Here is a 13,705-nt window from a genome sequence, read left to right on the forward strand (position 1 = left end):
ATCATGCAGGTATTACACGAAAATTTGCATGAAACATTTATTCTATAAACTATTCATTTAACACTAAATTTGAATTTAAAAACTACTTTTGAACATAAAACAACATTTGAGTGTCCGGGTTTTTTTATCTTTAAGCCTGAGTTATGATTTTTCATTTTAATTTTCACTTTCGGACTGCACGCTAATAAAATTATATACTTGATAAGTGCTGATTATTGATCGGAGATGTGAAAAATATGGACATTGATCCTCAGGTAACAGAAAGAATCTCCCGGAAAATAGAAGAGAAAGGCGCAAGTGTGGACATTGAAAGGATACAGTCCAAACTGAATCTGCTAATATCCGACTTTGGAATTCCGGTTGAAGAGGCTGAAAGAACAGTAACAAATGAGTTTATACGCGAACTCAATTTAAATAGCCAGGAGAACAGAGGCAATCCGGATATCATTGATATCGCAGATGCAAACCCCGGAGACTGGGTTACAGTTGAAGGAAAAATAGTATCGCTTTCAACACCGCCTTCACCATCCATGGCACAGACAGGAATCATCGCCGATGATTCAGGCGCAATAAGATTTGTCGTCTGGGCAAAGGCAGACTGTCAGGAGATGGAAGTTGGCAAATGGTACAGGCTTGAATCCGCAACTGTTGATGAATATCGCGGATCTCCAAGCATGAAAATTCATTCAGGAACCACAGTTACAGAAATAGAAGACAAAGTTTCTGTGATGCCAGACCCTGTTGGAATATCGGAGTTAAAACCGGGCGTTGCAACAGTGCGTGTCAAAGTTATCCAGGACTGGGAGCCGCGGCATGAGAGAATTTTCCAGACCGGAATTCTTGGTGATGAATCAGGAACAGCCAAATTTGTGACATGGAAGGATATTAATAATACAAGACTTGAGGAAGGAAAGGTCTACAATATCTACTATGCAGGTGTGGATGAATACCAGGGAAGAATCTCACTTAATCTTACAGGCACAATGTTTGTCGAAGATGAAGGTGCAGATATAGAAGTTTCCGGCGGCAAAACAACAATTACCGGAGCCTTCATCAATTTAGGACCGGGATCAGGTCTTATAAAAAGATGCCCTGTAGAAGGATGTAGTCGCGTTTTAAACAGACAGAATTTCTGCCCCATTCATGAAATTCAGAATAAATTCAGATACGATTTAAGGATTACCGGCGTTTTGGACGATGGAAATTCGGCAACAAACGTCCTCATTCAAAGAGAAGAGACTGAAAAAATAACAGGAATTGCTCTTGAAAAAGCAATTGAGATAGCGGAGAACAATCCTCTTGGAATGGACGATGTCTTCATGAGAATGCAGGATATTTTAATGGGCAGGTACTTCAGCTGTCGTGGAAATGATATGGATGGAACAATTCTTGTAAAAAGCTGTGAACCACTTGGTTTTGACAGTGAGAAGCACACTGCTCTTATTAACCGCGCTGACAGGGCGGATATGGAGGTTGATTTATAATGACACCTGAAAGAGCGGAAAAAAACAACCAGAGAAAGTACATAAGAGAGCCTGCCAAACGCATTTTTGCATCAGAACTCCGTGAGACAAGACTTCAGTTCAAAGACGGCGAAGACGAAAAAAGTCCGGTTTATGTCATGCTTCCAACTGGAGAGAGATGCAACAGGATATTCTTCTGCGGTCAGATGACACAAAAAGAAAGGAAAGGTGATGAAAACCCGTTTTACACCGCACGTGTAACAGACCCGACAGGAATTTTCTTTATCAACGCCGGAAGCTACCAGCAGGAGGCAATGCTAAAAATCTCACAGATTGAAGCAGGTGCATATGTATCAGTTGTTGGAAAACCTATTGTCCGTGAAACACCGGACGGTTCTGTTTTTGTATCAGTCAGAGTAGAGAATATATCTGAAACCGATATCGAAACAACCAAAATCTGGGTTGATGATGCGGCAGAGGCAACACTGAACCGTCTTGACAAATTTGGGGAGACTGACGACTCAGTAAAAGCAAACGAATTCTACAACACTAATAAAAACGTCTTTAGAAAAATGGCATACGAAGCTCTCGTAAGAACAGAGATTTAAAAAAGCCTAAAAAAGTAAAAAAGCTAAAAAAAGGTTTAAATTTTTAAAAACCTTTAAAATCATTTAAAACTCTCACAAATTAATTTTTTCTTATTTTCATATTGTTTAAGTTTTTTTAAAACAGCACCCCTTTTAAAATTTAAAAGAAAAGAATGCCTAATATAAAATAAAAGTCCGACTGATAAGAATACAGGAAACAGTATTATCCGGATGTTAACTAAATTGAAAATTTCATATGACATTCAGATAGAATATTTGCTTCAGAAGTCTAATTTTAAAAAAGGCTTTCGGGAATGGGAAATTAATGTCATCAGGACGTGAACTTGAAAACAAAAAAAAAGTCCTTTCTGAATACCTACGGGTATCGCCTGACAAAATCACCGAGTCAAAAGGAACCCTTTATTCATTCAGGGCACTTTATCACGGTCCAAACCGGGCATATCTTGTCCTTACAGACATTGAAGCAAACGTTGCTGCAAGAAGGGCAATAAAATCACGCATGTGGCTTATCTCTTTGGAATCAATCTTTTCATACTTTGACATCGACTCATATCCGGCAGATGCACTGAATAAAATATCAACTGAAGAAATTCGAAAAATAAATGCAGAGATTACAAAACTGGTTGATAAAACCTGTGGAACAGAGATTCTTGCCGAAAAAATGCTTCAGCTTGGAAACAGGGCGAATATTCTGGCAGATTATGATCAAAAAGAAAGAATTTTTAATAATTACTTCATTTACAGACTTTTTTAAGACTTTTAATTTTAACCGGACAGACTGAAAAATAAATATGAAAACTTCTAAAAATATTGTTTGAAAATAATGATTGGAAATATTGTTTAAAATATTGACGTCTTATTGAATAATATTTCTAAAAATTAAAAAAAATACATTACTTTTGTTAAATAAAGGGTGGGAATAAATAACATTCTTTTTATAGGGGTGTATCCAGAATTATATCATTAGCAGAACTAATTAAAAAAAGTTTCTGCTTTCCACATGGGGATAGTAGGGTGGAATAGATGAGTGTAGGATTGATATCTAAAATTTTAAAAAGAGCATTAGAAGGAGACTATTCTGTAAGAATAAATTCAGAAGAAGTCGGAGAAGAGTACAAAGAACTTGCAGAAGCAATAAACACTGCTATTGAATTTCTTATTGACTCAAAAAGCACGTGTGATAATGTTCAGATGATGATTCGGCAAAATCCGGTTCCAATGGTTTTGCTTGACAAAAACTTCAGGGCAATTGATGTCAATGCCGCATATGAAAAGATGATGGGTGAGACAAGACAAAAACTGCTTGGCATGGAGGCAACAGATTATAAAATAAAAACCCTGAAAGGTAACGGAGTTGATAATCTCTTCATTGCCGGAAAGAAAGTAACCTCCATCCTTGAATTTACATTCAAAGACGGAAGAAAAATTATTGTCGAACAACAGGGAGTGCCTCTTAAAGACAGGTCCGGAAACACTGAGATGGGTCTTTTTGTATTCTATGACATAACAAAGCAAAAGGAAGAGGAAGAAGAGATTAAAAAGCAGATGAACCAGATAAAGGTTCTTCAGGAAAGGACAGAGTCTATTGTTCAGGAAAACCCGATGCCCATTATACTCTGTGACAAATCCTTCAACATAAGAGTTGTGAACCAGGCATATTCAGCTATTTCAGGAATAAGCAGAGAAAAACTTCTTAAGATGACCCTTCGTGACTTTGAGGTGTTAAACACAGAAGGTGAAGGACTAAAGAAGGTTTTTGAGAACAAAACAAGAAGCACCGGGATTGTAACCGTTAAATTCCCAACCGGCATCGCCATTTTAGAACAGTACGGAATACCAATACTAAACTCAAACGGGGATATTGTAAACATATTAATTGTCTACAATGACATCACAGAAGTCCGCTCAAAACAGGAAGAAGTCGAAAATTTAATGAAAGAAGCTCATGAAAAAGCTGATATTTTAGAGAAAAGTGCCAATGAGGTCGCAGAAGCGATGAATTCAATAAAAGACGGCAATTTCACAAATAGACTTGAAATAATCGATGGCGATCCTTTAAAATCATTAAAAGAGGACTACAACAGTTCAGTTGCACACTGCAGTCAGTTATTCTCTGATGCAATATCATGCATGACTGATATTCAAAACAACATGAAAGACGCTTCATCAGGTTCTGCAGAAATTACGAAAGCATCAGAACAGGTTGCTCTAAGAAGTCAGAAATCTGCAGATCTTTCAGGTACACTCCAGCTTCAGATAGAAAATATCACACGCTCAATTTCAGATCTTTCTGCATCAAACGAAGAGATTGCAAGCACCTCACAGGAAGTCTTGGACCAGGCCAAATCAGTATCAGGAATGGGAAAGGATGCACAAAATCTCGGACTCGAAGCAACAGAAAGAATGAATTCAGTTGCAGATATCACAAACGAAAGTGTAAATGAGATTGAGGATTTAAACAAACAGCTCTTTGAGATAAACAACGTAATCAAACTCATAAATGAAATAACAAGCCAGATAAATATGCTTGCGTTAAACGCCGCAATCGAAGCCGCACGTGCCGGCGAACACGGACGCGGATTTGCAGTTGTCGCAGGAGAGGTTAAAAACCTTGCAACAGATGCCAGAAACGCAACCGAAAAAATTGACAATGTCGTAACAAGACTGCAAAAAACCAGCGAAAATACAGTAGTATCGATAAAATCGGCAAACACTCAGGTAGAGTCAGGTGTTGAAAGTGTAAATGCCGCAATTGACTCATTAAACCAGATTGTCTCCGGCGCAGAGCAGGTGACTGTCAATATGGGTGAGATTGCACGTGCAATAGAAGATCAGGCAAACATCACAAATCAGATAGTTGTTGACTCAGAAAAGAGCAGTGAGATAACTCTAACTTCACGAAAAGAGATTGAAGAACTTGCCGCACTCTCTGAAGAGACAAACGCCGCTGTCGAAGAAATTAACAGCGCAATATTAGAAGTCACTTCCCTTTCAGAAGAGCTTGGAGACTCTTTAGGAAAAATGAAAGTCTGATAAAATGAGGTATTAATGAAATGTCTTTGATTGACGTAGTTGAATTCGAAATCTGCAATGAGCACTATGCATTAGACATCAGTCTCACCAGAGAAATTGTTGAAATGGTTCCGATAACTCCTGTTCCAAGAGCTCCGCCACATATTGCAGGAATTATAAATCTAAGGGGAGAGATTACAAATATAATCAACCTGAATCAGATTTTAAACCTTAAGGAGAATGCTGAGAGAGAAACACAAAAGATAATTGTGCTTGTCCCGGATGCCGCCGAAGGCTCAAATACAGGTATCATTGTAGATGACGTACACGCTGTCCTTCAGATATCTGAGGATGAGATAGAACCAATGAAAGGCTCACTTTCAAGTGAAGCTTATGTTAAGGGAATCATTAAAATCAAAGAGATGGCAGATGGAGAGGAGAAGAAAAAACTGATACTCTGGCTTGATGTCGGAAAAGTACTGACAGATATGCTCGCGGCGGCAAAGGCTTAAAAACCGCCTGAAAACCATCATTTCACAAATATTTTTTAAAAAATTTCATCAGTCGCTTTTTTATCCGTTCCATTTTCAAAATCAAAAAAAAATGTATAATTGCTCCTGATTTTAAAAGACAACACACTTAAATATCTCTTTGATTCATATTAAATTAATAAAACCCATATTTTGGATTTATACACACGCCATGCTTTCAGATGCAAAAGAAACAATCACTGAGGTCGCACAGGCAACTCTTCCAATCGTAATTGTAATTTTAATTCTTCAGATCATTCTGCCTGGTTTTTCTTTCTCATCAATTATTCAGTTTATAGCCGGAAGTGCGATGGTAATTATCGGCATGGCTTTGTTTTTGCTTGGAGTTAAAACAGGCCTTCTTCCAATGGGAGAAGCAGTCGGATCAGAGATTCCAAAATACAACTCAATTCTTTTGATAGCAGTAATTGCATTCTTTTTTGGTTTTTTAGCAACTATTGCCGAACCTGACGTTCGTGTTCTTTCAACAATGATTGACAGCGTATCACAGAGCAGTATCGATAAAACCAGCCTTATTATTATAATCTCATGTGGGGTCGGTTTTTTTGTCTCAACCGCAATTTTAAGAATCATATACAATGTTTCGATAGTATACCTTTATGCAACAGGATATTTAGTCGTAATAGCTCTTTCATTCTTCACATCACCTGATTATCTTCCAATAGCCTTTGATGCAGGCGGCGTTACAACAGGCCCGATTACCGTTCCTTTCATATTGTCGCTTGGAACAGGTGTTACAGCAATTCTTGGCGGACGTTCTCAGCTTTCTGACGGATTCGGCCTTATCGGCCTTGCGTCAATAGGGCCTGTTATAGGTGTCCTCTTAATGGGGGTATTCTGGACATGACAGAACTCCTGATTTTTGATGGAATTTTTGCAGTAATTCTCGATGTACTCCAGGCACTTTTACCGCTGATTTTCTTTTTTTGCATATTTCAGGTAGTCTCTTTAAAACTGCCGGAGGAATATGTTGTAAACCTTGGAAAAGGTATTTTAATTACACTGATAGGAATGGTTCTTTTTTTCCAGGGCGTTCATATTGCATTTCTCCCCGCAGGAACAAAAATAGGAGCCTTTTTTGGAACCTTTGAGATTTTGTGGATCTTAATTCCGTTTGGATTTTTACTGGGATTTTTGGCGACATTTGCCGAACCTGCGGTTCGTGTTCTCTGCTATGAGATAGAAAAATCATCAAGCGGCTACATACAGGGCTCTCTTATTCTTTATTCATTATCGATTGGAGTTGCAGCATCTGTAAGCCTTGGAATGGCAAGAATCCTCTATGAACTGCCGTTTCATATTATGATTATTGCAGGATACCTGCTTGCACTTATTCTTATGAGATTTTCTGATAAAGATTTCATAGCGATTGCATTTGATTCCGGAGGAGTTGCAACAGGGCCGATGGCTGTCACATTTATAATGGCCTTTTCAGTCGGAGTTGCAGATTCCATGGGAGGAAGAAACGCTTTACTTGACGGATTCGGGATGATTGCCTTTATTGCGCTGACTCCTATCCTGACCCTTTTAGTACTTGGAATATATTTTAAACACAAAAAACAGGAGATTAATCATGGATTATGAAGGAAGTCAAAATCTGATAGTAACAATTGTAAAGAAAGGCTGGGCTGAAAGAGTAATTAAGGCATCTAAAAGTGCCGGTGCAGAAGGCGGAACAATTCTGATGGGAAGAGGAACAGGCATCAATGAAAAACAGTCTGTATTCGGCCTTCCAATAGAGCCTGAAAAAGAGATTGTCCTGACTATTATTGATGCCGGACAGACAGATGCCATACTTTCCGCTATCGAATCTGCCGCAAAACTAAATATTCCGGGAATGGGCATTGCATTTGTAGTAAATCTTGAGAAAATTGCAGGTCGCGTCCATATGTTCTCCAAATACCCTGAAGAAGAAAAAAATTAAATCAGCAAATAAAGAATTATCAGATATAAGAAGACTTCAAAAAAAAGCATCTGTTAACTAAAAACGTCCATGATAATTTTTTTTATGCTAACTGTTTCATGTAAGTTACGAAGTAACTTTCATAGCAAACGCACATGATGAGCTTTTTTCATCACACAAAAAGTGATGATAAGTTTATCAGGGATTTTAGACTTTCATAACAAATTATGTAAAAGCCTTTTTGAATTGAAAAGAGATGAAAAATTTATGCGAAAAATTAAGCAAAATAAAAGTTTAAACTTATAATCTTCTAATTTAAAAATTCGAACCAAATCCTTAAAATCTCAAATTAAAATCCAGAGCATAAAAATCTAAATCAAAATCTAAATTTAAATCTAAATCTAAACTTCAAACGCTGGAAATGTTTATAGATACCTGATATAAATCTAATGTTTAAGGATACCTGATATAAATGAGAGATAAAATTCTAAAAGCGGCTGACATCGCAAAACTGTGCGGAGTTTCAGAAGAAGAGGTTAAAAAATTAACAGATGAATTTTCAAAGGCTGTTCCCTCAAGAGATTTTGGAAGGATAAAAGTGTATGAGGAAAAAGCCGCAGGGGTAATTTCTAAAATATCAGGTCTTAGTAAAAACGGACTTTCAAAGGATGAAATTTTATCATCCCTTGGATGCATCCCGGACAAAAAAAGCACAAAAGAGAAAGTATCAGAAAAGATTAATAAAAATTCTCTTTCTCCAGAAAACAAACCCAAAAGAAAGCCTGGCGTCATTGAAGGTGCAGAGAAAAAAGTTAATGATGTGAAACTTAAGGCATCAATGACACTGAACCGGGAATCTGACAGATATGGAGCTTTGGATGTAAAATTATCCAAAATAACAGCAAGAGTTGAAAAAATTGAAAAAGATATAGAGCAAAACAAAAAAGACTCCGATGAAAAATATGATGAATTAAAAGAGATGATAAAAAGCCTCGATAAAAAAATCTCAGTCTCACAGGAATGGGTTGACTATTTCGAAAAGTCACTTGATTCATACAAAAATTCCCAGGATTCATTAACAATGAATTTATCTGAATGGACAAATTATCTGGACTCTGAGTTAGAAGAGATTAAAAAACCGTTTTGGAAGCGAAACAAAAAAATAATATGAAATATGCATGAGAAAATCAGGAATCATAATATGTATGAGACAAACAATTGCCGGTAAAATGAATCCGAAAGGCATGAGTGGAAGTCACATACAATGAGACTCCCGGGATTTGATTGAGACTTAATTGAAAAATTCAAACAATCTGCAATAAAAAGTCACATACAATGAGACTCCCCGGATTCGGTCACAACACCAGGCACTTTTCCAAACGTTCTTTTTTCAGCCGGAATGGCAGTTGCACTTAAAAAGCACAGATTATCTCTTATGGCAACAGCCGCTGTTCTCTCGCAGATTTTAAAAGCCCTGAAAATGAAAGAGAGTAATTAACAGAAAATATTATTTGGAAACAATAGTTTTTTTTAACCTTAAAAAAATCTGATTATAACTTCGGAAATTTCTGAAGTCATAGAATTTTATTAATATCAGTTGAGCCTAATATTCAACTATAATATAACAGGAGGAATAGCGATGAAAAAATTATTCATGGGAATTTTAGCACTTTCTGTACTTTTAGCGGCAATATCAGTCGCCGGATGTACAGGGACATGCTACACAATGTTTTATGACGATGACAACGGTTCAGAAAGGGAAGTAAAAGAGAACTGCATCATAATAATTGAGCTTTCAGAAAACCCGACAACGGGATATACATGGGAGATGGACACCGGCGGTCTTACTCTGATAAACGATGAATACATTCAGGATAAAAATACAGAAGGCATGACAGGCGCCGGCGGAATACACAAATGGGAAATTTCTGCTGATAAGAAGGGAGAATTTACCATAAAAGGAATCTACAAACGCTCCTGGGAAGAAACAACACCGGATGATAAGACATGGACTTCTTTAGTCAATGTTGTATAAGTAAAATGTTTTTATAAGTATAGCTAAAAACCAAAAAAACAGCTAAAAACAAAAAAACCTTTTTTTTTAGATTTCTAAATTATCTTTGAAAATACCTAATCTTCTATTGCAAATTTCTTCATATTATCAGTTGAGAGTTTGCTTGATTTTTCCTATTTTTAATAAACTGACAAGCTCTAATAAACATAAAAGACCAATAAAATAATTCATCTTCATAGTTGAATTTACACATAAAAAAGATACATATAAAGATTCAAAGCATTTAATCAGATTTCAAAACTTTCAATTCACTTATATCAGTAAACTAAAAAAAAGAAAGTATCCTGAAAATAAGAGTCTGTCCGGAAAGAGTATTTCAGGATTCAGAAAGATTTTGTAGATAAAAACATCACTCACAGATTTTTGCCATGCAAATTCATTTAACTGAGAAAAACTACTTCAGAATTGCTCTTCCGCTGTTTTCGGCCTGCATAGTTTTACCTATGTTTTCAGAATCAATGCTTGTTGCCGCACTTCCGGCAATAGAGCATGAATTTAACACATCAGGGATAATTGGTGCATGGATTCTTCCTGTAGTTTTATTGGTGGGCGCCGCCTTATGCCCTTTTTTTGGAACACTTGGTGATTCTTACGGAAGAAAAAAGATTTTAGCGATTTGTCTATTTATCTATTCAATCGGAGTTATAGCGGCAGGATTTTCCTTTGATATCTGGTCGCTTCTCTTCTTCAGGTCACTTCAGGGAATGGGAATTGCGGCAATACCAATCGCTTTTGCAATGATTTCAGAGCAGTTTCCGCCGAAAAAAGTGCCGGTCGGCATTGGTGTTCTTGCCGCATCGTATGGTGTTGGAACAATGACCGGAATTTTGTGCGGTTCATATATAATCAACTACTGGGGATGGAGATGGACTTACTTCACGCTGATTCCGATAGTTATTATCCACCTGTTTTTGATTCTTTTTGTTCTCAAAAACGCTCATGAAACTGATAACTTTGGCACTGTTTCAAACAGTTCTGAAAATGATTCTGTTGTGAAATCAAAGGGAATTTCAGAGAGAAAAGCTGACTACAAGGGTGCATTTTTGCTTTTATTAGCGATGTTTTTCTTTTTACTTACAATAACTGAAGGCTTTGAGTCAGGATGGTTCGTGCCGGAGGTATTTATTCATGCATTATTAACTGTAATTTTTACAGCCGCTTTCATCTCTGCTGAAAAAAAGGCTCTGGTGCCTGCAATAGACTTAAGCCTTGTTAAAAGGCCGGTTGTAATTATAATATCAGCAGTTGCTTTTTTGGTTAACTGCATGACATTTTTGTATATACAGGCTCTTCCGTTCATAATCCAGTCACCATCAGGACTGTTTCTGGAGGAGAGATTTGTCGGCCTTATCATGATTCCCGGATCAGTTGCCGATATGATTGCAAGTCCGCTTTCCAGTTTCTGGATAAGAGAAAAAGGCTTTTTGGCTCCTGTAATCTTTGGCTCTTTGTGCATGGCTCTGACACCGGCAATCTTCTTTTTATTCCCGCTTACAATTATTTCACTCTCGGCAGGATGGATTTTTTTCAGCATCGGAATGGCAGTTGTATCAACAGCCTATTTATTAAAGATAATAAAAGTAGTTCCGCCCAACAGAACAGCAGGTGCAACAGGGCTTTTGCACAGCAGTATCAACATTGGCGGAATGACAGGGCCGGTTTTTGCAGGAGTAATTATTGCTTCATCTGCATCACGGTTTTTAATCGCCGGAGAATACTGGACTTTTCCTTCATCTGAAGCATTCACATTTATTTTTGCCACAGGAGGAGTAATGTCAGCTGTTATTCTTATACTTGCAGTGAAATCCACACGAATTCCAGAGTGAATTAAAAAAAACGAAAGAATTTAAAAATCTCTTAGTGAAATAAAATTGATAAATTTCTAAGTAAAATAAAAATTAACCAGATATTTGCCTTAAATTTAAGGCATGATATATACAAGCCATATGATGTATACTGCAGATTGGGCAATAGTCAGTGGAATTCCAACCCTTGCAAACCGAAGAAAGCTTAATTTTTCTCCTCTTTTTTCAGCATTCTGAACAATTATGATATTGCTTGCCGCTCCAAACAAAAGAAGGTTTCCGGCAAGTGTGCTTCCGGCGGCAAGTGCCATATACGAACTTTCCGGTGATTCCATTATAAGGAGCAGGGGCATGAAAAGAGCGACAAAGGGAACGTTTGACAAAATCTGGCTTAATAAAACTCCGGATATGAATATACCGCCGTTAGACAAAAGAAGGTTTTCTGATCCTGTAAAAATTCCCTGAATAAAGCCTGCAGACCAGACACTCTGCATCAAAACAAACATTGCAGAGAAAAACACAAGCGTCTGCCAGTCAATATTTTTCAAAATAAAAAGACGCTTCTTTGAGAGAACAATTACAGGAAGTGCAGTAAAAACTGCAATTAGTGTCAGGGGAAAATATTCAGAATATCCAAAAAAGCCTGCAATAATCTTTAAAAATATCATTACAAAAAGGATGATAATCGAAAGTGCTGATATTTTAGAGAGATTTTTATCCAGAACACAGACATCTGCACTGAATTTTTCGCTCTCATCAAAAACAAAAGATGTTTTGTCTTCAGGCCTATACGGATAAAAAAATTTTAGTGCCGGATATATTAAAAAAAGTGAGATTATCGTTGGAATCAACAGATACTCAGCAAATATTAAAAACGGATTTTCAAGGCCTGCACCTGATGCAATTAAAAGATTCTGCGGGTTTCCAACCGGACTTAATACACTGCCGGTAGTTACCGAAAATGCAAGGGCTAAAAGAAGCATTTCTGATGGAATATCAGTCTTTTTGGCAAGCAGGATAACAAATACCGTCCCTATTATTGCAACAGTGTCATTCATCAAAAATGCGGATAAAAAACCTGAGCCAAAAATCAGAACCAAAAAAAAGTTTCCCCGGCTTTTTATGCCCTTAAAGACCCTCTCCATTAAAGGAATCAATGCACCGCTTTGAAAAAGCGCTTCACCTGCGACAAAAACTCCAAACAAAAAGATAAGGACATCGTAGTTTATTGCAAAAAGTGCAGATACAGGGCTTATTTCTCCGGTGATTAAAACAGCCAGGGCTCCAAGAAGCATTATCTGCCAGATCTGAAGTCTTATACGGATTGTATTCCTGACTGCAATTAAAAATAAAACTGCAAAGAGGATAATAACTGAATAATGCGTAAATAGAAGTATTGTCGTTTTTTTATGTTAATCCTTTGACAGAAAAAATTCCTTATGAGAGGCTTTTGCAAACAGCAATAGTTTGAGAAATATTTAACTGTTTTAAAATAAATCTTCTCAGTATGCTAAGAAGTTTAAACAGAATCATCTGCATCCCGGCAGTACTTTTAACAGCAGTCTTTCTGCTGTGCCTGCCTGTATCTGCAGTGGTATCTGAAGTAACGGATGGAAATCTTTTGAATTCGCAAAATGAGGGTGAATTAATACAATATACAATAGATGTGAGTGCTATACCAAAACAGGCAAGGACAATTGTTTTAAGCACTGACTTAACACCTGTTGCCGGCAATAACCTCTGGCAGCCACAGGGAGAAGGATTTTTGGTTTCAGGCGGAAACAACTCAATAAATGAACAAAAAATAGAGCTTTACAGTGAAGACGGATTCTCAGAAGAGGTTATAGTAACAGTCTATGGCAGAGCACCGGTTTTGACAGCCATTGAAGTTGTTGACGGCGTTGTTGTGACAAAGCCGGTTACAAAAACGACAGGATACATATACTATCACGTACAGGCTCTTGATGAAAACAACGATATTTTGGGAACAAGTTCGACAGAGACATTTTCAATTGTAATTCCCGGAGAAGAACAGTTCAAAGAGAGGCTAAACGCCGTTTCAGACACAAATCTTCGCGGTTTAATAGACAGCCTTTACAGAAAAGGCCTTCGTGATGAAGCAAACGATCTCTTAACTTATGCAGAATCTCCAAAGGATGCATCACTTCCTCTAACAACCGCAGTTATTATAGGAATTGTTTTATTCGTAATCGGTCTTGCAATAGGAGTGATACTGGGCCAGATTCGTGCCAGAAACATGCAGGATTTTCAGAGTGAATATTAAAAGTT

Annotated in this window: 13 protein-coding genes; 12 read left to right on the plus strand and 1 reads right to left on the minus strand. The window is 37.2% G+C overall.

All coding sequences use genetic code 11. The features are described 5' to 3' along the window. Positions 1–236: 236 nt before the first annotated feature. From L1994_RS10280 to L1994_RS10330, 11 genes are all read left to right on the plus strand, one after another. On the plus strand, positions 237–1,484 hold the full coding sequence (locus L1994_RS10280) for a nucleotide-binding protein (protein ID WP_278099349.1): 1,248 nt from the start codon (positions 237–239) through the stop codon (positions 1,482–1,484). Next, positions 1,484–2,071: a nucleic acid-binding protein gene (locus L1994_RS10285; protein ID WP_278099350.1), complete on the plus strand. Its 588-nt coding sequence runs from the start codon at positions 1,484–1,486 to the stop codon at positions 2,069–2,071. The genes L1994_RS10280 and L1994_RS10285 overlap by 1 nt, the downstream gene beginning before the upstream one ends. Positions 2,072–2,375: 304 nt before the next feature. After that, positions 2,376–2,825, plus strand: coding sequence for a hypothetical protein (locus L1994_RS10290; protein WP_278099351.1), 450 nt, complete (start codon positions 2,376–2,378; stop codon positions 2,823–2,825). A 269-nt stretch (positions 2,826–3,094) separates the two neighbouring features. Next, complete coding sequence (locus L1994_RS10295) at positions 3,095–5,104, plus strand: methyl-accepting chemotaxis protein (protein ID WP_278099352.1); 2,010 nt, start codon at positions 3,095–3,097, stop codon at positions 5,102–5,104. Between the two features lie 20 nt (positions 5,105–5,124). Continuing rightward, positions 5,125–5,595, plus strand: coding sequence for a chemotaxis protein CheW (locus L1994_RS10300; protein WP_278099353.1), 471 nt, complete (start codon positions 5,125–5,127; stop codon positions 5,593–5,595). A 190-nt stretch (positions 5,596–5,785) separates the two neighbouring features. After that, on the plus strand, positions 5,786–6,481 hold the full coding sequence (locus L1994_RS10305; RefSeq protein ID WP_278099354.1) for a DUF1538 domain-containing protein: 696 nt from the start codon (positions 5,786–5,788) through the stop codon (positions 6,479–6,481). Then, entirely contained in the window at positions 6,478–7,218 is a 741-nt protein-coding gene (locus L1994_RS10310; protein WP_278099355.1) for a DUF1538 domain-containing protein, read from the plus strand. Before L1994_RS10305 ends, L1994_RS10310 begins: the two co-directional genes overlap by 4 nt. Further along, on the plus strand, positions 7,208–7,558 hold the full coding sequence (locus L1994_RS10315) for a P-II family nitrogen regulator (RefSeq protein WP_278099356.1): 351 nt from the start codon (positions 7,208–7,210) through the stop codon (positions 7,556–7,558). Before L1994_RS10310 ends, L1994_RS10315 begins: the two co-directional genes overlap by 11 nt. 451 nt (positions 7,559–8,009) lie before the next feature. Continuing rightward, positions 8,010–8,708, plus strand: a complete 699-nt coding sequence (locus L1994_RS10320; RefSeq protein WP_278099357.1) for a coiled-coil domain-containing protein — start codon at positions 8,010–8,012, stop codon at positions 8,706–8,708. A 468-nt stretch (positions 8,709–9,176) separates the two neighbouring features. After that, positions 9,177–9,572 carry a protease inhibitor I42 family protein gene (locus L1994_RS10325; protein ID WP_278099358.1) on the plus strand — a complete coding sequence of 132 codons (396 nt, stop codon included), beginning with the start codon at positions 9,177–9,179 and terminating at the stop codon, positions 9,570–9,572. A gap of 407 nt (positions 9,573–9,979) precedes the next feature. After that, positions 9,980–11,437: an MFS transporter gene (locus L1994_RS10330; protein ID WP_278099359.1), complete on the plus strand. Its 1,458-nt coding sequence runs from the start codon at positions 9,980–9,982 to the stop codon at positions 11,435–11,437. Positions 11,438–11,532: 95 nt separating this feature from the next. On the opposite strand, the gene L1994_RS10335 is transcribed toward L1994_RS10330, so the two are convergent. Next, the gene (locus L1994_RS10335) at positions 11,533–12,813 is read right to left on the minus strand and encodes an ArsB/NhaD family transporter (protein ID WP_278100844.1); all 1,281 of its coding nucleotides are present in this window, start codon (positions 12,811–12,813) and stop codon (positions 11,533–11,535) included. Positions 12,814–12,923: 110 nt separating this feature from the next. Between L1994_RS10335 and L1994_RS10340 the strand changes: the two genes are divergently transcribed. Then, positions 12,924–13,700: a hypothetical protein gene (locus L1994_RS10340; RefSeq protein ID WP_278099360.1), complete on the plus strand. Its 777-nt coding sequence runs from the start codon at positions 12,924–12,926 to the stop codon at positions 13,698–13,700. The last annotated feature ends 5 nt before the right edge of the window (positions 13,701–13,705 follow it).

Source organism: Methanomicrobium antiquum, assembly GCF_029633915.1.
GTDB classification, from domain to species: Archaea; Halobacteriota; Methanomicrobia; order Methanomicrobiales; family Methanomicrobiaceae; genus Methanomicrobium; species Methanomicrobium antiquum.